Raw genomic sequence first — 21,226 nt, forward strand, 5'->3', positions numbered from 1 at the left:
TTTTTCTCTCTCCCAAAGACTAAAACCGCTAACGTCTTCATCCTATCTTCACAAAGATAAAGAAACGTTAACGGTTCTATTTAAAGCCTCAGCCATCTGTCACTTATTGTCGGGATAATCGGTCAAATTTACTACTATCCGCTAGCAATTAAATCCCTTTTGGGGACTCAACTTCTTCCATCTGCCCATCACGAATCTTGATAACTCGATCGCAATAAGTTAACAGACGCTCATCATGGGTAACCATTACAATCCCTTTATTTTTAGCTTTAGCTTCATTAGCCAACAATTCCACTACTTCAAAAGCTTTTTCAGAATCTAAACTGGCCGTTGGTTCATCGGCTAAAATAACGGCTGGATCATGGTATAACGCACAAGCGATTGCCACTCGCTGGCGTTCACCACCAGACAAATCACGGGGGTATTTATTGCGTAACTCATAGATACCTAAGGTCTTCATCAGTTCTTCCCGCTTCGCCAAATTCTTTTTGCTTTTGTCGACTTTTTCAATCAGTTTAAATTGATCTACCACTTTTAAAAAGGGAACTAGGTTGGAACTTTGTAAAATAAAACCAATCTGCTTAAAACGTAAATCCAATAGCTCTTTTTTGCTGAGATTTTTCAGGTTTTTTTGAGCGATTGACACATCTCCTGTCGTTGGTTCTTGTAACCCTGCTGCAATTGTCAGAAAGGTACTTTTACCTGAACCTGAAGGACCAATTACCGCTACAAATTCCCCTTCGTTAATGGCGATGGTTGACTCATTCAAAGCAGTAACTTCCGTATGGCCACTGCCAAATTTTTTCTTAACATTTACTAATTCTAATACTTTTGACATCTGTCTAACCTCCTATGGCAACTAATGGGTCAATTTTAGCGACGGTACGAATGGAAAATGCCCCACCTAAGATAGCCGCCACAATCAATAATCCACTAAAAATAGCAATTCTCGGATAATTTGTCGCATAAGGCATTGAATCTGGTAAAAATAACACAGTGATTACTGTCAATGCCAAACCGACCCCAACGCCAATTACCGCTAAGACTGTCGTCTGTAATAACACCGACTTAGCTAAATAACTCGTCGGTACGCCTTGAACTTTTAAAACACCAAACATGGCCGTCTTTTGTAACGTCATGACAAAGATGAAAATTCCCAGAATAAAGGCTGAGATCACAATCAAAAAGTAAATCATCCCATCTAAGGTTAGGTTTTGGGCGCTATAGCCTGGCAACTTTTGAATGAAGTCTTCTATCTTGATAGCCTGACTATCCTTATTGCTTGTGGTTATCTTTTGATTGTCTTTTGCTTTTACCACAAACCCATTAACAAGTTCGCTTGAACCTGGGTTGTCTCCATACTTAATGGCCCGCCATGTTTCAAGGTTAGCATAAATCACCGGCACAATATTAAAACTGCTTTCTTTTGTCCAACCAACCAGTTCCAGCTCTTCATCATACTTTCCTGCTGTCAACTTATCACCAAGTTTGTAGCCTTGATTTTTTAAAGCGTCCGATCCTAAGACTTGATTTCTTTCTAGTTTGTCTGATCCGTCGATGACTTCTGGCATCAAAAAGCCTGAAGTATCAATCCCAAAAAGACTTACATTAGTTAAGTCAGCCTTCCCTTGATTCTTTTCGCGGATGGCTAATGACAATTGGCCAATTGGCTCTGCCTCGCCACCTTTAATTGAGTCCAGCACACTTTCGTTTAAAGTCGACGCATTAAGATTACTGTTAGCCTCCTCTGCCAATACCACAGCATCCGCTTGCCACTGATCCACAGCTAATCGATTTCCTTGAGCTAGACCATTGGCTAAACCAGATAAGATAAAAATCAGCCAAGCCACCAAGGCCATAACCAAAATCACTAATACATATTTACCTTTAGAATATTTAATTTCGTTAATTCCTAAAAACATCAGCACTCACATCTTTCATTTTTGAATACACTTAATATATCATTTATCAATTGATAAGTGAAGTGTTTTGCTTATCAATTGATAAATAAAAAATGTGACTCAAAAAAAAAGCCCTACCTTTCGGCAACGCTTTAGCTGGTAATACCATGGAGCATAAAATCTATAAACAAGCTAATATCCTCGTGACGGGAAGTTTTTTGATAAGTTTGTTGAATGCTTAGCATGGAACTAACATTATATAGAACAAAGCGAGCCGCATCATCAACGGTGACCCCTTCACGCAAGGCTTTCCGATTGGTTTCCTGTTTAAATACAGCCGCAAAGTTATCACTGTAAGTTCCTTTAAAAATCAGATAGAGCTCGCCATGGGACCCTGGATCCATTTCGACAAACATATCGTTTAACATTAGAAATAAGTTCGTTGGATGTTTCTCAATCAACAAGACAATCATCTTAAATAATTTCTGATCCAACTCTAATTCACTGTTAACGATCACTTCTAAATCAGCTCGCACATTATCTGTTAGCTGGGTAATCACTGCCAGATACAAGTCTTTTTTATTTTTAAAATGATGATAGAGATTCGGTTGTGTAATTTGAACCTGCTCTGCGATTTCCCGAGTTGAGGTATGCTTAAATCCCTTGCTCATAAAAAGTTCTGAGGCCACAGTTAGGATGGCCTGACGGGTCTTTTCCAATTCTAATTTACGGGTATTCACTTTTCCCATCAGACAACACTCCTTTCATTAAAGACTGAATCCGTTATCCAACTTTCAGTCAGTCTTATTCTAGCACAATTTTGCCACTATTTGGCAAAAAAAGGTCTAAAATTATCATTTTACTTGAATTTGGCTACCTTTAAACTCTCAAGTTTTTCTCCCCAAAATGAAGCGCTTCATGGTATAATTATTAAAAGAACCCGTTACTTTTTAAGGAGGAGCTTTGATGCAGGAATCATTAATCACAAAAAAAGTCATCGCTTACTCCCTAAAACAATTAATGGAAGAGGCTCCTTTTCAAAAAATATCTATTAGACAAATTATGGAACATGCCGAAATTCGCCGGCAAACATTTTACGATCATTTTCAAGATAAATACGAATTATTAGCTTGGATTTACCGTCAGGATATCAGTGAAAACATCAGCGATTTTTTAGACTATGAAGAGTGGCATAAAGTTATCTTTCGTATCTTAGATTATTTTTATCATCATCAGGTATTTTACTGTAACGCACTGGGCGTCTCGGAACAAAATTCCTTTGATCATTATTTTCTTGAACATACCCAAGGACTGTTAAAAACCATTATCACAGATGTGGCGGCCAAACAAGTTTTTGCCGTTTCCATAAAGAGTCTTGACTTTAGTGCTGAATTACTCAGCCATGCCTTCGTCGGTTTAACAAAAGAGTGGTTAATGAATGGTTGCCAGCGTCCCGTCCAAGACTTAGCAACGGATATTGCTGAGAATCTTGAGAAGGCTATCACTGGCATCATCGAGTAATCTAAAACATACACGAAAACAAAGCATCTTGTTAATAAATCAATTACCGTTCATCCCTGATGATTGGGTCTAATAAAGAAAAAGCCATATCACCGAGGCGATATGGCTTTTTTTATTACCAGCCATAAGCATCGGTTGGCAACATTAGGTAGTGCAACCATTTATCCTCCTTTAACTCCAGAAAGGTCAAGGAAACTCCGGCCATGTTTAAAGAGGTCATAAAATTACCCATCTTCTTAAATTTAATCTGGATGCCTTCCAGTTCCAGCAAGCGCCGAACATCATTGCTAAAAATAGCCAACTCCATATAAGGGGTGCTCCCCAAACCATTAACTAATATCGCCAACTGACTACCTCGAGTTAGCCGATATTGAGTTTTCAACTTATTTACTAGTTCGTTGGCAAGTTTTTCAGAAGATTCCAGAGGTTCTTCCCGATAGCCTGCCTCACCATGAATCCCGATTCCAAATGAAATTTCATTTTGGGCCAGCTGAAACTGACTATTTTCCGTCCCAGGCAAGGTTCCTGGTGCTAAAGCCACCCCTAGGGTATTCAAAGAAGCCACAACCTCTTCAGCTAGTCTAGCCAAGTCATCTAGAGTCATCCCTTCAGCAGCTGCCCCTGCTACTATTTTATGGACAAAGATCGTTCCAGCCACACCACGACGCCGTTTTTTAAAATTAGCTTTTTCGATGGAGCAGTCATCATTAACAATCACATGCTTCACTGAAATCCCTCTCTTAATGGCCTCTTCTTCTGCCTCTAAAAAATTAGTTACGTCTGCTTCAAAGTTTTTAATGACTAAGAAAACACCTTGTCCTTGATTGGCCTCTTCAATGCCCATTAGTATCTCTTCCCTTGTCGGTGGAGTAAAAATTGGTCCATTGATACTGGCTGCCAGTAAATTCTCCCCTACATAGCCAGAGTGAGCAGGTTCATGCCCTGTGCCACCACCGCTAATTACGGCTACTTGATCGGCGACTCGCTGACGACGGACTATGATTCCCGTTTTTGGCAGGCGCTCCAAGATATCCTCGTGAGCAAATACTATCCCTGACAATAATTGGGTCACCACATCTTTCGATTTGTTCATCATTTTTTTCATCATCCACACCTCTACTATCAATCTACTGGCTACTTGGACACCTTCTACGTTAAAACCAAGGACTTTCAGGAAGACCTTGATTACCTGAGGCGGTTGCCTTAGAAAATGTCGATAGCTCAGAAATAAGTTCTACTTATCAGTTTACCATATTAACAGTCCAATAAGATGATCAACAGACAACAAGAGGCCCGGAATTAGTTTCGGGGCCTCTGATTGTTATTCTCTTAATTAAGGAGCTGCTTGCGATACTCACTACCGATTTTATCTGCCGCGATAATAGCTGAAGCCACTGCCTCTACTTCAATTGGGAAAGGCATGGAATGAATTGACTCTTCAGGAATACAGGCCTTTTCAGCCACTTTCAAAGCTTCTTCAAAACTAATACTTTCAACCCCAATGTCTGCCAGACAAACCGGTAATCCGATTGATAAAGAAAAGTCCAAGACTTCATAAAGTTCTTCTGTATCAGCGTTCTCCAAAACTAATTGACAAATCGTACTGAAGGCAACTTTTTCACCGTGGAAGAAGTGGTGTGTCCCTGGCAAGACCGTTAATCCATCGTGAATCGCATGGATTGCTGCTAAACCGCTACTTTCAAAGCCTAAACCCGATAGGAGAATATTAGCTTCGATAATATTCTCTAAGGCCGGTGTTACCAAATTATTGTCACAGGCAATTTTAGCATGGTAACCATCCTCTAACAGAGTATCATAACAAACTTTGGCCATCGTATAGGCCGCAATCGTGTGTTTGGCTGGTTTTGTTTCCTTCGTAAGGTAGCCACAGGGCAGTCCTGCGTTAACATTTGAATAAGAATTAGCCGTTGCCCGAGCCTCAAATAATGTGGATAACGCATCTCCCATGCCAGCAACTAAGAAACGTGTCGGTGCCTTAGCGATAATTTTAGTATCAACTAACACCACACTAGGGCTTTGCTTAAAGTAGGCATAGTCGTCAAACTCTCCTTCTGGTGTATATAAAACAGCAGAATGGCTAGTGGGAGCATCTGTGGCCGCAATGGTGGGCACAATGATTAACCCTTCCCCTTCTGCCACACATTTAGAGGTGTCAATCGCTTTTCCGCCACCAAGGCCAATCACACAATCCGTGGCATTTTCCTGCGCCAAGGCTTGTAAACGAGCCACTTCCTGACGTGAACACTCTCCGTTAAAACTACTTGAAATAATCTTCACGCCAAAGGTCTCAGCTGTTTCTTTCAATTCAGCTTGAACTCGATTGATATCGTCTTGATGGGCAATTAACAGGGCAGACTCACCAAAGGTCTTAATAAAGTAACCCAAATTTAATAATTCATCTTCACCTTGAACATACTTAGTTGGACTAATAAACGCTTTTCTCATTTCTTCTTACCTCCGATTTTAGTCTAATTATTGCTTCCGAAATGTATCCTATTTAATCTTTAAAGGTGCTAATTGTTCTTCAATTGCAGAAAAATCCGCTCCTGCTTGAATTAACGCTGCTGCCGTATAACTCCCCTCAATTAATGCCACATCGTAGAGATGAACCTCTTTATCCGTTAATTCCATGACCATCTCCAAGTTCATTTTGGCGCTGCCCAAATCGTAAAAAGCCATTATTTTATCTGCTTTATTCTCATCAAAAGCCAGCTGAATTTTGTCAAAACTAGTGCCGATTTCATTGTCATCCGTCCCTCCAGCAAAGGTGATGGCCACATCTTTCGCCACTTCTTTCATCAGCTTAACGACGCCTGCCGCAATTTCCGGAACATGAGACACTACTACAACACCAAACTCACTCATGAGGTCACCCCCGCTTCCAACATGGTTTCAAATAAGTAACGACTTGAGATTGTCCCTGGATCTAGATGACCGATTGAACGTTCGCCTAAATAAGAAGCACGTCCCTTGGTCGCAATTTTATCCTTGCTGCCTTCGCTGATTTCCACAATCCGCTCTGCCAACTGCTGGTTTTCAAGAGCTTCAATTGCTCCCGCCCACATATCAACCATGGTTTTTTCGCCTACTTCGGCTTTCCCACGTTTTTGAATGCCTTCTAGGCCAGCCTTTAAGATCGTCACTAACTCGTCTGAACTCATGGCCGCTTTGGCCATGCCAATAAACGCTGAGCCATATAAGGGACCTGACGCTCCCCCTACTTTACTGACCAATGTCATGCCTGCCAACTTAAAGACATCCACTACGGTTTGAGGGTCTTTCTCCCTTAAAGCCACCATCATTTCGGTGGTACCACGAGCCATGTTCATGCCGTGATCGCCATCACCAATCGCACTATCTAAATCACTTAAATACGCTTTTTCCTCATTGATTTTTATGGTAAATAAATCTAGCCAGTTTTTCACTTGTATTACATCCATCTACAAACATCCTCTCATTTTTGACATCTTACCAAGCAATTGTCTGAACTGGATAATTCAAATATTCCAGCCATTCCGGCTCATCTAACTTAACCATGGTTAAGGATAGACCTGCCATATCGATAGCCGTCATATAATCTCCCACTTTTTTAAAACTAATCTCTAGCTCATCGGCTGCTAAAAGTTCCTTAACATCGTTCATAAAAATGTATTGCTCCATTAGAGGCGTGCTGCCTAAACCATTAACCAATAACCCAAATTTATCACCAACTTGCCACTGAAAAGCGGCCTTTAACTTGCCGACAATTTCCTTAGCTAATTCTTTTGATGACATAATTTTTTCTTTTCGATATCCTGGCTCGCCATGAATTCCAACACCAAATTCCAACTCATCTTCTGCTAAAGTAAATCCGGGGTGCCCGACTTCTGGTGCCGTAGCCCCAGTTAGGGCAACTCCTAGGGTCTTAATATTAGGCACAACTTTATCAGCCAATGACTTAATCTCACTTAAGCTGGCGCCTTGATCTGCTGCCCCACCTAAAATCTTATGAACCAAGACTGTGCCAGCTACCCCCCGCTTGCCAGCCGTATATGTACTGTCTTCAACGGCAATATCATCATCCACAATAACCGTTTGTACTTGAATATCTTCCATCTCGGCTAACTCTTGAGCCATCTCGAAGTTCATCACATCACCAGAATAATTTTTAATAATCAAGAAAACCCCTGCCCCTTGCTCCGTGGCCTGAATGGCTTCCAAAACTTGATCTGGTGTCGGCGAAGTAAAGACTGGCCCACAAACAGCAGCACTCAACATTCCTTTACCAACAAAGCCTGCATGGGCTGGTTCGTGACCACTCCCACCACCTGACACCAGCCCTACTTTATTTTTCTGTAACTGGTTCCCTAACATCACACCGCTTCCATTTAAGCGCTTTAGAATATCTCCATGAGTAAACACTAAACCATCCAACATTTCATCGACAACTGCTTCTGGTTGATTAATAATCTTTTTCATCCTGTCACTTCCTTTTTTTATCTAAATTCATCTTACAATGAAAAGGGTTTCCTGAGAACGGACAAAAAAACGAATTTGTCCAACGTCGATCATTAATTCTGGGAATACGGGGCTCTATCCTTTATTTTATTTTAAAAATAGATTATGATTTATCTCTTAAGCCCTCATTTACTTAAGAGAAAGAAGGTTTGATATGCCTAAAACAAGAGTCGAAGCCTTTACCGATGCGGTAATTGCCATTGTTATGACCTTAATGGTTCTTGAATTACATATTCCTGTGACAGATGGCTGGGATGCCCTACTTAGCCAAAGTCACAAACTCATCATCTATTTGATCAGCTTTATTAATTTGGCGATTTACTGGAATAATCATCATCACATGTTTCAACTAGCTAAAACTGTTAACGGTTCGATTTTATGGCTCAATAACTGGTTTATTTTCGCTATTTCTTTATTCCCCTTTGCCACTTCCTGGCTCAGTGAGTTCCCTACCAGTCAGGCACCGGAAATGACTTATGGCACCATTGTTCTATTCGCTAATTTGGCCTATCTCTTTCTGGCTAAAGGCTTAATTAAAGGCAATGGCCCTCATTCATTAATTGCTCAACGTCTCAAAGATAATTGGAAGCCTATCGCCTCTGTTAGCTTAAATGTCTTTGCCCTTATACTGGGTTACTTCCTTGCCCCAATTGCGGTATTAATTATCAATATTTTGATTCTGATCATGTGGATTGTGCCAGAGAAAAAAGTAGAGGAGCATTATCAACACACTTAAAACCATCATGTTACGTGAGAACGTGACATGATGGTTTTCTAATTAGTTTTTTTCTTTAGCCAAAGGCCCGCCTGACCTAATCGGTAAATCTCTAAATGAAAGGGACCGTAGCGGGGCTTTTCAACAGGGCTTATTCGACCTTCCAAACGAGCCAGACAAAGGGTCTTCATATCCTTTAATGTCTCATAGGAAATCAACGGATTTAGCTCTTGATCTGCCAATCGTTGCTGAGGGCGATGACCACCAATAAAGGTGTAGTCAGCATAAGGGCTTAATTTTTCCAATAAGCCTTCAATCATCTGCAAATAATTTGATAAACTTCCACTACTAGGCAACCAAAGCCAGGTATTGGCATAAAACGCATCGCCAACAAAAATAAGTTTCTCTGCCTGATAAACAAAAAGACTTGACCCTGGTGAATGCCCGGGAGCCTCAATCACTTCCAAGCTCCTTGTGGAATCAAGGTCAAACGCTTGCTCTTCTTCAAAGGCAAGATATCTTGAAACGTCATAGTTTTTCGGCCATTCTTTAAAGATCAATGTCGCGAACCAGGCTTCTTTTTTCAAATTCCCCCAAGCCTTTAAATCTTTCTTTGGCACATAAACCGTGTCAAACTCATCTGCATGATACATGTGGTCACAATGCATATGCGTCACCAATAGCACCAATGGCTTGTCCGTCCAAGTCTCCAACATGGGACGAATGGCTGCCGATTCCATTGCCGTATCAATCACATAGGCCACGGATTCGCCTTCAATTAAATAAAACACATGATTTCGCCGACTAGTAAAACTAGTGACACTGGTACTTATTTTGTCGATAAAATACTCAGTCACATCGGTTCACCCACTTATTTTTCCCTAATTGTAACATAATATCAAATAAAATAGTTGTTAGGTCATCACTTATGTGACACCCTAACAACTGCCAAACTATTTTTTCCCTACTTCTTGACCTGCTATTCGGCCAAAGACAATAATATCTGTAATGGCATTGCCTCCTAGGCGGTTACTGCCGTGAATCACACCTGTTAACTCACCGGCAGCATAAAGCCCAGGAATAACCCCACCGTCTTCTTTTAACACTTCAGTTTTATCATTGATGACTAAGCCCCCCATAGTATGGTGAACAGAAGGTGCTGCCTTTTCAATGTAATAAGGCCCTTTATCAAGGGAAACCAACCCACCACGGTGATTAAAGTCTTTGTCTTTGCCTTCTTTTGCATATTGATTCACTTTTTTCACCGTTTCTTTTAGTTCCTTAATATCAATATCAAAGAAGTCTGCCGCTTCTTCTAAGGTATCAGCTTTGACGATTAATTTTTGTTTCAATAACTCATCATATTCCCCTTCATGGGCTTCCATGGTTTTGGAAATTTTATTAATATCATCGTTCCACAGCTGATACGTATAAGAGCCTGTCTGAGCCAATATCGCATTCGAAATAACATCACGTCGCTCCAACTCTTCCACAAAACGCTGGCCCTCTTGATTGATTAAGATCGCCCCATCAAAACGGGTATCTGCCAATAACGAGATAACTCCCGTTTCAATATTACAAACTGGGTATGTTTGAATGCTTTCCATATTAGTCAGGCCTGCGCCTATTTTTTCAGCCATGACAATTCCGTCTCCTGTAGATCCTTCTGTCACCGTAGACATATAACTTTCGTCCATCTTCGAATTATATTTTTTACGCATGTCAATATTAGAACCAAAGCCCCCTGTAGTTAAAACCACGCCATCCTTAGCTAAATAAGAAATGGTTTGACCTTCACGGTTTGTGGCTTCCACACCTGTCACACTACCATCCTTGTCTTGAATCAAGGCCTCAGCTTTCGTATTTAATTTAATTGGAATCTTTAGTTCTTTCGCTTTTTTACGGAATTTTTGAATCACTTCTGCGCCAGTGTGGCCAACAGGAATCAAGGCTCGTTTATAAGAATGTCCCCCAAATTGAAATAACTGATCCTCAATAAACTTGACTTTAATATCATCTCTCAGCCATTCTGCCGCCTCTAGGGCGTGCTCCGTCATGACTTTAACCATATGTGGGTCTCCTACGTTATCGCCCCCTTTTAAGGTGTCAGCTGCCATAATTTCTGGCGAATCTCCTTTAATGCTCAGTTTTTTTTGAACCCAGTTATTAGGTACATTCATTTCCGCCCCTGAGATTAAGGTATTGCCACCAACAGCAGGCATTTTTTCGATTAAAAGCACTGATTTCCCTGCTTCTTTGGCTTCAATCGCCGCACTAAAGCCTGCACCACCTGAACCGACTACTACTACATCATAAGTTTGTTCCCCTTCTTCTTTGGTTTGCGTCTTATCTTTTTTCGAGCCAGCTACCAGTGTGATACCCGATTTCTTAATGGCGTCCTTAACCGCAGCTATATAGCCATCACTCGTTGCAGTTGAGCCAGTCACAACATCCACATCAGGAGAATTAGTTTCTACAATCGTCTCCTGTAACTCATCGTAGACCGGTTCAGCCAACACCTCATTTTCAGAGTGCTTGACCACTTTAATCCCATCAATCTGCTTATCTTTAACCGTCACTTCCACCTTAATATCCCCATGTTTGCCATCCCCTGTGCCCTCAAAGGTGCCATCTCCAATAGCCTCATTTTGGCAACCTGCTAAGACCAACATCGCTAAAAGGATGCCTAACCGATGCAGCTTTTTCATCTTGTTTCCCCCTTAAATTAAATGCTTTAACTGATTCACCTTGCAATCACCTAGGAATTCTGACCACTTACTAAGTGCAAATTCTTTAATTAGTTTATTTCTCAAAATTGCCTTAGAAAGCCAGCCTGATTAATGTTATACTATTGATGTTCTCTCTAGCTCACTAGTGAGCATGATAAAAAATCAGTCAACACTTCACATTATAGGAGACTATTTACTGACTGTATTTAGACAAATCCGTCTCAACGTGCACTTTTCAGACCAGTTGAGAGAGACCAACCAAAAAGGAAGACCTACTATGATGTCACTTAAAAGAAAATTGCTTTTTAGCACAAGTTTGCTTTTTTTACTCTTGTTTCTCGGTTTATTTATTGGAATTAACCGAGAAATCACCCTGACCACGTTACCTCTAAACAATCAGGCCACTCAGCAATTGGTCACCAGCAAAAGCAAACAAATAAACGATTGGTTCAGTGAGCGAATTAGCGAAGTTGCCACCTTAGCCGAATTTTCCAGTCGTCATAACTTGACTACCTCAGAGCTTTTTGAGGAAACGAAAGCCGTCGAAGAACGGCAGCAAAACATCTACGAATCCATCCGCTTAGTAGATGCTAAAGGCGTCTCTAAATCTTGGATTGCCCCTAGTTTTACCATTCGCGATCGTCACTATTACCAGCGTCTGATCGCCAGCGACTTACCTTATACTGTCAGCAATGCCATTCATTCGAAAGAAGGCACCCATGATATAGTGATTGTTTTGTACCGGTTACCAAAACCGACAAGTGAGGAAATCAACTATATTGCTGCTGCGGTTAATGTTGAAAAAATGGAGCAAATGGCTGAAGAGTTAACCATTTACGATGGTGTTGGAGAACTGGTCACTAAACAGTCTACTCAACATTCAACACCACTAGTCGATTCAAAGGAAACATGGTTAACCTTTAACGGTCACATCGAACTTTTACCCGAATGGGAGATTAATTATACCGTCAGCCAAACAGAGTTGTTACAAACAGGGTTACGCATTCGCAGCATCACCATTGGGTTAGCTGCCATCTTATTTGTGGTCTTTATAAGTTTGCTAGTCTTTCTCTTACAAGCCTTCGTCAAACCGATTGAAAACCTGAATCAAACCATGACAGCTGTTCAAGCTGGCAACCAGGAAGCACGAGCCTCCATTACCTCAAAAGATGAAATTGGTCAGTTGGGCCTTCAGTTCAATGCCATGCTCGATCAAGTGTACGTTGCCCAGCAAGAAAATATCAAAGGACAAATCCGGTTATTGCAAGAACAAGTCAAACCACATTTTTTATATAACACACTAGATACTATTCAATGGCTAGCTGCCGAAGGGGATAGTCTTGGGGTTGAAAAAGTTGTCCAATCTCTCAGTGACTACTTTAGAGTTGGTCTAAATAATGGTTCGGAAATGACTACCCTTGAAAAAGAATTGCAGCATGTGTCCAGTTATTTAACCATTCAGGAAATCCGTTATGAAAAAAAAATCGCTTATGCCACTGTTTTAGAGGAGGAGTTGGGCCAGGCTATCGTCCCCCATTTCTTGCTACAACCCTTAATTGAAAATGCTCTTTATCACGGCATCCGCCCTCTTGCTGCCAAAGGTCAGACTCTCATAATCAAGGCGGAAGCCACTCATAAGAGACTACGCCTAAGTGTCATCAATACTGGATTGATGCCTTCAGCAGAAAAACAACAAGCTCTTCAAGCCTTTTTAGCAAGCGACTTATCTCAGCGGGAAGCAGTCGGTTTTGGCCTCTACAGTATTGCTTACCGATTGCGGTTGACTTATCATCAACAATCTACTATCACCACTGATGTTCAGGAGGAGCACTTTATCATCACGATAGAGCTGCCTCTTGCCTATAATTTGAAAGGAGAAGATTTATGAGTTTATTAATCATTGACGATGAACCCATTATTAGACGAGGGCTTAGGAGAATGGTCACACAAGTCGATCATCATTTTAACCATATTTTACAAGCGGAAAATGCTCAGGAAGCATTGACTATTATTGAAAAACAACCAAGGATCAGAGCCATTTTTGCTGATATTAACTTACCCGATATGAACGGGCTAGATTTGGTGGCCGCGATTAAAGAACGCTGTCCAGACACTTTAGTCGTGATGATTAGCGGATATGATGAGTTCACTTATGCCCGTCAAGCCATTCACCTTGGGGTTTTTGATTATTTGTTAAAACCCGTTGCCCAGTCAGATATGAGAGCCTTGATAAGAAGACTTACCAATGAATTAACGCAAGACGGCTCAACAAGGAAGACAGAACTCTATTCACCTAATGACCTTTGTAATCGTGCCGCCGATTATCTGTCTCAGCACTACGGAAAAAAGAACCTGTCATTGCCAATGGTGGCCACTGCTCTTTTTGTTGATTCTTCCTATTTAAGCAAACAAATGAAACTACATCTGGGCAAGTCTTTTAATGACTATTTGGCCACTTTGAGAATAGCTAAAGCCAAAGAGCTGTTGTTACAAAACTATCAGTATTCCATCCAAGAGATTGGCGAAAAAATTGGTTATCCTGATCAGCATTATTTCAGCCGTGTCTTTAAACAACACACGGGTTTTAGTCCCAGACAGTATCGGCAGCAGTAAAAAAGCTTTTCGCTTGTATGGGCGAAAAGCTTTTCTTATAACCTAACCAAAAAAACGGTTAATTTCAGTTTCAGCTGCTTCTGGTGAGTCAGAGGCATGAATAATATTTTGATAGCTAGTGGCACCGTAATCCCCACGAATTGTCCCTGGGTCTGCCTCAAGGGGATTGGTAATTCCAATCATCTTGCGGACTGTTTTAATTACATCAGTTCCATTCAAGATTAAGTACACCACTTCAGATGAGGTCATATACCTTATCATATCTTCAAAAAAATCACGGCCTTTAATGTGAGCATAGTGCTCCTCTGCCAGATCACGTGACATTTTAGCTACTTTCAACTGGCTAAGAGTCAACTGTTTCCGCTCAAACCGTTGAATAATCTCGCCAACTAATTTTCGTTCAACACCATCTGGTTTAATAATCACTAATGTTTGTTCCATCGTCACACTCTCCTTTCAAACGTCCTAAAACCTGAAAACGCTTTACACAAGAATATCATTGTTCCCCAAAGCTGTCTAGTCTATCAGATACAAAAAGCACGTCAAAAATTATCCACAGTGGCCAACATTCCATTATAAGCCAGATGTTGACAGCAAAAAGGATGAGCCTTTTGCCCCACCCTTTGCTGATTCTCACTGTTACTTATTGATATTAATATCCGCATTCGTCGTTTGCAAAACTAAGTCCAATTTAGTGGCTGAGTCATTGTAATGAACCGTCTTGCCATCCAAATAACCTTTATCACTGGCAATTACTAGTAGTTCACTGCCAGTTGTCCGAATTCTCCCACGCTTAGTATTGGCATTAATTTTGTAGGGTAAATCTTCTGTATAAGGAAGTAAAACATCAATATTTCCATTAGTCGTCTGACCGTCAATCATATACTGGACATCAGCATCCGCATCTAACGTCGTTAAATCTAACCAAATATTCGCATTTTTAGTTCGTAAATTCGTTGCCATTATTTGATTACAATCCGATACTACTGAGGCGTTCGTTGTAAATAATTCAGCATAGTTCGCTTTAACATTTCTAACATTAATTTCAGCATTAGTCGTGCCTAATTCAATTTTAGTTGCTTCGGCTTCATTCAATTCAATATTACCATTTTTGGTTGAGGCCACAACTACCTCGCTTTGAATACTACGAAGCTTAAGCCCAGCATTTTTAGTTGCCACATTAAGCTCGGTAGTGGCAACCCCAGCAAGAGTAATTTCAGCATTACTATTTTCCACGTAAAACCATCTAATCAAATTTTCAGGTACGCTCACATCAAAGCCCATATAACTAACGGCATGATAATTGTAATTCAATGCATAGCTGCCACCTTGTTCTTCAAAACGAATCATCGGATCGCCATTACGAACCGGTTTATACCGTCCTTCTATTAAAATCGTTGAATGTTGATGGGTTCGAATCGAAATCTTGCTGTTTTTCCCTACTAGCTTAAGTGTTTCAATCACATCTGTATATACATCGGCAGAAGCCGAAAAGGTCTGATGACTCCCGCCCATAAAGTCAATCGGGGACTCTGGTATTGTTAACTTAATCGGCTCATGCTCCGGTGGCTGGCGACGGACCTCAGGTTTAGCTGGGGGTGGCGGAGTCGGCGATGTCCCTTTTTTAGCAGTCATCTCTGCTCCAATTAATTCCAATAACTCTAAGGCTTCACTTTGTGAGATCGTTCCTTCTTGCAACATGTTTAGAACTTTTAACTTCTGTTCATTCGCATCCATCTAAATCCTCCTCTAATAAAACTAGTTGTTGGCGCTGTTTTTCTGTAAAAAATGTGAGATAATTTTCTAATAAACTAACATCTAAACCACCTTGATTAGCATAATCGATAATTAGTTGTTTCTGGCTCTGGTTGAGAAAGGGTAGTAGTTCTTCCAAAAAATCAACCGCCTCCTTGGCCAAGGTTATTTCCAAGGCTTTTGTTCTGACTGATTTCGTCATCATTGGAATCAATAATTCAAGAGCTAGATAACGTTCAGCCACTAATAAAGCCAGCACAACCTGTTCTTTTTGACGGCTTGATAAATAATAGTAAAATTCTTCGACTACATAATCAGAACCAGATATCCTCAGCACCGCAGATACGATTGCCTCTTTTTGACTATCATTTAACAGTAAAAAGAAATCAAAGCGAATAACTATGGTTTTAATATCAGTAACCGCCTCTAATTCTGCTAAAACATCTTTAAACAGCCCATCACTAACAACAGAATGTGTCAGTTCGTTCAGTTGAGCCAGTGAACTATTAGGATAGTCTAAAATTGACTCTTCCCACAAAGTAGAAATCGACACATCAAAAAGTTGAGCTAATTTAGGAACCAAAGAAATATCCGGTAACGACTCCCCCCGCTCCCACTTCGAAACAGCCTGAGGTGTGACAAACAGAGCCCCTGCCATTTGCTGCTGGGTTATCCCCTTTTTCTTACGCAATACTTTAAGGTTCTGACTAATATACGACTCCACTGCCACTCCTCCCTACTAATTTAATATACCTAAATCATAACAGCTATCTTAAATCTGTACAAACAACTACCAGTTGAAAACGATTAATTTTTAGATCCCACTCATTAAGATAAACCTAGCCAGACAAAAAAAGCCCCGTTTTAACCAAACTAACAAAAGAAACTAATTCCCATAATCGTTAAGGATTTGCCTTGGGGTTCACAGGAAAATCAAAAAAAGCCATAGAAACCTTTCATACGTTTCCACAGCTTAATATCTAACCTAACGTAATCCTAACTAAAGCAAAACTACAAAAGAGCGACATCCCCAATAAAAGCCATTCAAACCAAAAATCTTTAATTTTGGCCTTTTCAGATGCCTTCGGGACTTGTCGAATGGTCATAATCCCTAAGCCAGCCCCTACTATATTTCCCACCAAGACAGAGGCTAAAAGATAAATCATCAAACTTTTTCTTAAATCACCTCCCTGATTACCTTCTCCGTAGTGGCGTTGATAAAGCAAATACCAAAAAAGAGATAGACAGGAAACTAACAACATAACCGTTGCTGCAGGTTGGGTCCCAATATAAGTCATCAGTGACAGGTTGGCCTTTAAAGCACTTAGTGACGCATAAGCCCCATAAAAAACAGGAATCACAAGTAGCATCACTTTTAAATAAGTAAAATAATTGAATGAACGAATCAGTTGAAGCATGGCTATTCCTCCAGTTTAAATGATTTAGTTGTGGCAGATTGACGAACAGTCTTACAGTTGATATTGAATGATTTTTCGGAAAAAGGAATCCATCACTAAATGCATGGTAACGAAACTAATAAATTCTTTGCCTTGTACATCTTCTCTCGATGCTTGAAAGTATAAATTAAACGTGGATAATGCCGATAGATAATTATTTGATAGTTCCGTGATGGAAATAGTCTTAACCCCAGTTACTAGGGCATAGGTCAGTTCGGATTCAATCCGCGTAATGTCCCCACTAAGTGAGACCACGATGATCACATCATCACTGGTTACATCCTGCTTAATCGTTTTCCGAAATTCAAAGGTCGATTTAACTTCAATTGGAAAGACCCCAATCGACTGCATGTTGCGAATAAAATCACTAATAACGTTCCGTTGTCCCCAGCCTGTGCCAAAACAAAAAATGCGCTTAGCACCAAATATGGCCTGGATACTCTCCTCATTATACATTTGGCTGAATAATTTGTGAGTTGTTTGGATATCCGTTAACTGATTATTCGTTAACTCTAGATCAATCATAAAAGGAGAGACTTGCTCAGCTTCTTTGGCATTAGTATCTTGAAGTCGGTATTTAAATTCCGTAAAGCCAGAAAAACCTAATTTCTGAGCTAACCGAGAAATAGTGGACTTAGAGGTTAGGGTGGCTTTCGCCAGTTGAACAATTGTTAAATGCCCACTGGTTTCTTTGTTTCTCAAAACATATTCCAGTATCTGTAAATCGGTTTCATTTAATTTTGAATAATGGGTATTAATCAGCGTTTCTAAATTCAATAGAAAACAACTCCTCGTTAGATTGAAAGTGCGTTTGGTTAACGCACTTTCATCATAACATAATTTTCTAAATAGTTAGCGCAGTTCTGGCCAATACGCCTTGTTTACCTCAACTAAATCGTCTAAAATTTGTTTGGCTACTCTGGCATTGGGTACAATTTTACTAACTGTCAAAGCTTGCCATAATTTCTGATACGACCCTTCCTCCCAAGCTTCCACTACTAATTTTTCAACAGCAACTTGTTGTTCCATCAATCCTTTTTGGAAACGAGGAATGGCGCCTTGAACCAGTGGCTCTGGGCCATTTGATCCCACGATACAAGGAATTTCAACCATGGCTGTTGGATCGAAGTTAACCAGTGCTCCATTATTCGGCACAATCAGCAACATCCGTTCCTTGGTGTTATAGGCAATCGCTCGAGCCAAATCAACGATGTAAGAGGCGTGGTCATCTGCTTCTAACTCAACCCCCTTGGCTGTTCCTAGTTTGGTAACACGATTACATTCACTAAAGACCATTTTTTCTCGGTGATCCATCACTTCATTTGCCCGAGTATAGTCGGGATTAGCACTGGCTGCTTCGTCCTGTGAATAAAAATAATATTTTAAATAGGTATTTGGTAACGTCGTTGGGTCTAGTTCAAAGACTTCCCGTGCTTTTTCATAGGTATGCATCCAGCTCGGCTCAATCGCTTCCCCTTCACTTCCTTTTAACTCTCGAGGCGTCACGTAACCATGTTTGGCCACATGTTCTTTAATGGTTGGCATCAAGTCATTGCCATCCTTATCGCGAATATCGGTCCACCAGCCAAAGTGATTCAATCCATAATATCGAACTGACATCTCTTTCCGTTCCAGACCTAGAACTTCTGCCATCCGGTGTTCAATCCCTACTGGCATGTCACAAATATTGATAATTTTACTTGTTGGACGTAGTTTGCGAGTCGCTTCTGCCACAATCGCCGCTGGATTTGAATAATTCAACATCCAAGCATTAGGTGAATACTGCTCCATATAATCCACCAGTTGCAAAACGCCGCCAATTGAGCGCATGCCGTAAGCAATCCCACCAGGACCACAGGTTTCTTGACCTATCACGCCATACTTCAGAGGAATCTTCTCATCTTTTTCACGCATGGCATATTTCCCTACACGGATATGAGCCATAACAAAATCAATATCTGTAAAGGCTGTTTCAGGATCACAGGTCGCTAGAAACGTGATCTCTGGTGCCTTTTCTTTTAATAAAATCTCACAGGCATCTGCGATTTGTTTTTGACGAGCCTCATCATTATCATAAAATTTAATTTGGCGAATTGGAAATTTATCCAAGTTGTCCAATAACATCATAATAATTCCCGGCGTAAACGTACTACCGCCACCCGCTACTAAAATAGATTGTTCTTTTAATCTCATTTTCATTCCTCTTTCTAATCCTTAATATTTAATAAGCGATCCACAGATGCTCGCACCTGAGGAACATCCAAACCGACAATCACTTGAAAAGCATTGCCTTTTCTCACCACACCATGAGCGCCAATTTGTTTAAAGGCCCCATCTCCTTCAACTAAACCTTCATCAACCACCGTCACTCGTAAACGAGTCGCACAGTTGTTAACATCTTGAATGTTGTCGCTGCCTCCCAGTGCTTCGATATACATAGCCGCTGCTTCGTCATAAGGAGATGTTCCCTCTTGATCATTACCAGCTTGACGACTGCGATACTCTTTTTTCGTGTACATCTTAACTTCTTCAGTGTCTTCACGACCTGGGGTTTTGAAGTTCATCTTTAAAATTAAGAAACGGAAGACAATAAAATAGATGCCACTGAAAGCAAAACCAATCACAAACAATAAAATAACTGTTCCAACATGATTAATCGACATTGGCACAATATACTGAGTGGCCATCGTAATAATTCCACTGCCGATATCACCTACCACCCCAAAGGCATAGAGCGTTGCGCCAAGGGTACCTGCCAGCAAAGCATGGACAAAGAACAACGGCGGGGCGATGAATAGGAAGGTAAACTCAAAGGGTTCGGTAATTCCAGCTAATATAGCCGTTAAAACCGTCGGAATCAACAACGCTAAGGTCATCTTGCGTTTTTCTGGTTTCGCCGTACTATAAAAAGCGGCGGCAATCCCTATTGGCGCAAAAATCTTAGAGGCGTTGTGAAGGCCAAATCCCCCTTCTGGGAAGAGTGTTTTGATTGGCACCTTGCTTGTGGCAAATTCATTCATATGTTGCAACCAATAAGCGGTAATCCCACCTTCAACCACAGCCGGTCCGTAAATAAAAGGTTGATAGATAAAGTGATGCAAACCTGTGGGAATCAAGATTCGTTCAAGGAAAACATAAAGCCAAACCCCCACAATCCCAGATGATTTCATAAATACCTGCAGAGAACTAATACCTGACTGAATCACAGGCCAGACTAAGCAAATAATAAAAGCCAATGGCAACATCACAAAAAATGATATCATGACCACCATTGATGACCCTTGAAAAATCCCCAGAAAGTCAGGTAATTTCTTCTCAAAATAACGATTGTGGATAAACACAACAATCGCCGCAATTAAGATTGCCCCAATTAAGTTCGTATCTAACGTTTTAATTCCAGCAATCATTTTCAGACCACTATCGCCACCGACCTCTTGGCTAAAATCAACATTAAAAAATGACCCTCGGAGCGTCAACATCGCATTAACGAAATAGTTAAATGTCAAGTACGTAACCAATGATTCCAACGCAGCCCGTCCACTGGTCATTTTTGCCAACCCTAAAGGCAGACCAATCACAAACAGCAGCTCAATTTGATTAAAAACCGTCCAAGCACCACTTTCAACAATGGACCAGATATCTTTCCAAAGCGTTCCATCTGAAGCAATATTGCCAACAATCAACGTATTTTGCATCATGATCGACAGTGATAAAATAATACCAGCAAAAGCAAAAAGTAATACTGGGGTAAACATGGCGCCACCAAAGCGCTGAAGTTTTTGCATCATTTATTTCCCAACCTCCATTTTCATGATTTATTTGTAAACGGTTACCGTGATTTCAATATACCGTCTACAACATTCAATAACAAGAGACTCAAGGTCTTTAGGTCCAATATTTTCATTTGACAACCTTTCCCAAAAGGTGGGACAGTTCCCAACACCTTCAGATAATCCCCAAATAGAGGCTGAGACAAAACTCCCTTAAAACAGAAAAATATCTTGGTGACTATCAGAA

General features: G+C 40.6%; 21 protein-coding genes. 4 read left to right on the plus strand and 17 right to left on the minus strand.

The window, feature by feature from the left end; all coding sequences use genetic code 11:
• Nucleotides 1-148 precede the first annotated feature (148 nt).
• The 3 genes from RWN13_RS07110 to RWN13_RS07120 all read right to left on the minus strand — a co-directional run bounded on the left by RWN13_RS07110 (nt 149) and on the right by RWN13_RS07120 (nt 2,650).
• On the minus strand, nt 149-838 hold the full coding sequence (locus RWN13_RS07110; protein WP_314061781.1) for an ABC transporter ATP-binding protein: 690 nt from the start codon (nt 836-838) through the stop codon (nt 149-151).
• A 4-nt stretch (nt 839-842) separates the two neighbouring features.
• Nucleotides 843-1,922 (minus strand): FtsX-like permease family protein, encoded by a 1,080-nt coding sequence (locus RWN13_RS07115; RefSeq protein ID WP_314061782.1) that lies wholly within the window; start codon nt 1,920-1,922, stop codon nt 843-845.
• 131 nt (nt 1,923-2,053) lie between these two features.
• Nucleotides 2,054-2,650, minus strand: coding sequence for a TetR/AcrR family transcriptional regulator (locus RWN13_RS07120; RefSeq protein WP_314061783.1), 597 nt, complete (start codon nt 2,648-2,650; stop codon nt 2,054-2,056).
• Between the two features lie 217 nt (nt 2,651-2,867).
• Between RWN13_RS07120 and dhaS the strand changes: the two genes are divergently transcribed.
• Entirely contained in the window at nt 2,868-3,422 is a 555-nt protein-coding gene (gene dhaS, locus RWN13_RS07125) for a dihydroxyacetone kinase transcriptional activator DhaS (RefSeq protein ID WP_314061784.1), read from the plus strand.
• 115 nt (nt 3,423-3,537) lie between these two features.
• Here the strand turns inward: dhaS and dhaQ are convergent, their stop codons facing one another.
• The 5 genes from dhaQ to dhaK form a co-directional block, all read right to left on the minus strand.
• Nucleotides 3,538-4,530 (minus strand): DhaKLM operon coactivator DhaQ, encoded by a 993-nt coding sequence (dhaQ, locus tag RWN13_RS07130; RefSeq protein WP_314061785.1) that lies wholly within the window; start codon nt 4,528-4,530, stop codon nt 3,538-3,540.
• Between the two features lie 221 nt (nt 4,531-4,751).
• On the minus strand, nt 4,752-5,888 hold the full coding sequence (locus tag RWN13_RS07135; RefSeq protein ID WP_314061786.1) for a glycerol dehydrogenase: 1,137 nt from the start codon (nt 5,886-5,888) through the stop codon (nt 4,752-4,754).
• A 48-nt stretch (nt 5,889-5,936) separates the two neighbouring features.
• Nucleotides 5,937-6,308 (minus strand): dihydroxyacetone kinase phosphoryl donor subunit DhaM, encoded by a 372-nt coding sequence (gene dhaM / locus RWN13_RS07140; RefSeq protein ID WP_314061787.1) that lies wholly within the window; start codon nt 6,306-6,308, stop codon nt 5,937-5,939.
• Entirely contained in the window at nt 6,305-6,883 is a 579-nt protein-coding gene (gene dhaL, locus RWN13_RS07145) for a dihydroxyacetone kinase subunit DhaL (RefSeq protein ID WP_314061788.1), read from the minus strand. The genes dhaM and dhaL overlap by 4 nt, the downstream gene beginning before the upstream one ends.
• A gap of 28 nt (nt 6,884-6,911) precedes the next feature.
• The gene (gene dhaK, locus RWN13_RS07150; RefSeq protein WP_314061789.1) at nt 6,912-7,901 is read right to left on the minus strand and encodes a dihydroxyacetone kinase subunit DhaK; all 990 of its coding nucleotides are present in this window, start codon (nt 7,899-7,901) and stop codon (nt 6,912-6,914) included.
• A gap of 193 nt (nt 7,902-8,094) precedes the next feature.
• On the opposite strand from dhaK, the gene RWN13_RS07155 reads away from it, so the two are divergent.
• Nucleotides 8,095-8,676: a TMEM175 family protein gene (locus tag RWN13_RS07155; RefSeq protein WP_314061790.1), complete on the plus strand. Its 582-nt coding sequence runs from the start codon at nt 8,095-8,097 to the stop codon at nt 8,674-8,676.
• A gap of 38 nt (nt 8,677-8,714) precedes the next feature.
• Here RWN13_RS07155 and RWN13_RS07160 read toward each other — a convergent pair whose 3' ends face one another.
• Nucleotides 8,715-9,512, minus strand: coding sequence for an MBL fold metallo-hydrolase (locus RWN13_RS07160; RefSeq protein WP_314061791.1), 798 nt, complete (start codon nt 9,510-9,512; stop codon nt 8,715-8,717).
• Nucleotides 9,513-9,608: 96 nt separating this feature from the next.
• The gene (locus RWN13_RS07165) at nt 9,609-11,363 is read right to left on the minus strand and encodes a flavocytochrome c (protein WP_314061792.1); all 1,755 of its coding nucleotides are present in this window, start codon (nt 11,361-11,363) and stop codon (nt 9,609-9,611) included.
• A gap of 298 nt (nt 11,364-11,661) precedes the next feature.
• Here RWN13_RS07165 and RWN13_RS07170 point away from each other — a divergent pair, with 298 nt between their 5' ends.
• Nucleotides 11,662-13,272 (plus strand): histidine kinase, encoded by a 1,611-nt coding sequence (locus RWN13_RS07170; RefSeq protein WP_314061793.1) that lies wholly within the window; start codon nt 11,662-11,664, stop codon nt 13,270-13,272.
• The gene (locus RWN13_RS07175; protein WP_314061794.1) at nt 13,269-13,997 is read left to right on the plus strand and encodes a response regulator; all 729 of its coding nucleotides are present in this window, start codon (nt 13,269-13,271) and stop codon (nt 13,995-13,997) included. The genes RWN13_RS07170 and RWN13_RS07175 overlap by 4 nt, the downstream gene beginning before the upstream one ends.
• 42 nt (nt 13,998-14,039) lie before the next feature.
• On the opposite strand, the gene ndk is transcribed toward RWN13_RS07175, so the two are convergent.
• The 7 genes from ndk to RWN13_RS07210 all read right to left on the minus strand — a co-directional run bounded on the left by ndk (nt 14,040) and on the right by RWN13_RS07210 (nt 20,997).
• The gene (gene ndk, locus RWN13_RS07180) at nt 14,040-14,438 is read right to left on the minus strand and encodes a nucleoside-diphosphate kinase (RefSeq protein ID WP_314061795.1); all 399 of its coding nucleotides are present in this window, start codon (nt 14,436-14,438) and stop codon (nt 14,040-14,042) included.
• A gap of 198 nt (nt 14,439-14,636) precedes the next feature.
• Nucleotides 14,637-15,734 (minus strand): DUF4097 family beta strand repeat-containing protein, encoded by a 1,098-nt coding sequence (locus RWN13_RS07185; protein ID WP_314061796.1) that lies wholly within the window; start codon nt 15,732-15,734, stop codon nt 14,637-14,639.
• Complete coding sequence (locus tag RWN13_RS07190; RefSeq protein ID WP_314061797.1) at nt 15,721-16,476, minus strand: helix-turn-helix transcriptional regulator; 756 nt, start codon at nt 16,474-16,476, stop codon at nt 15,721-15,723. Before RWN13_RS07190 ends, RWN13_RS07185 begins: the two co-directional genes overlap by 14 nt.
• Before the next feature lie 256 nt (nt 16,477-16,732).
• Complete coding sequence (locus RWN13_RS07195) at nt 16,733-17,170, minus strand: hypothetical protein (protein WP_314061798.1); 438 nt, start codon at nt 17,168-17,170, stop codon at nt 16,733-16,735.
• A 51-nt stretch (nt 17,171-17,221) separates the two neighbouring features.
• Nucleotides 17,222-17,986: a MurR/RpiR family transcriptional regulator gene (locus tag RWN13_RS07200; protein ID WP_314061799.1), complete on the minus strand. Its 765-nt coding sequence runs from the start codon at nt 17,984-17,986 to the stop codon at nt 17,222-17,224.
• Nucleotides 17,987-18,061: 75 nt separating this feature from the next.
• On the minus strand, nt 18,062-19,402 hold the full coding sequence (locus RWN13_RS07205) for a 6-phospho-alpha-glucosidase (RefSeq protein WP_314061800.1): 1,341 nt from the start codon (nt 19,400-19,402) through the stop codon (nt 18,062-18,064).
• Between the two features lie 14 nt (nt 19,403-19,416).
• Nucleotides 19,417-20,997 (minus strand): alpha-glucoside-specific PTS transporter subunit IIBC, encoded by a 1,581-nt coding sequence (locus RWN13_RS07210; protein WP_314061801.1) that lies wholly within the window; start codon nt 20,995-20,997, stop codon nt 19,417-19,419.
• Nucleotides 20,998-21,226: the final 229 nt, after the last annotated feature.

It is taken from the genome of uncultured Vagococcus sp. (assembly GCF_963518325.1).
Lineage (GTDB): Bacteria > Bacillota > Bacilli > Lactobacillales > Vagococcaceae > Vagococcus_D.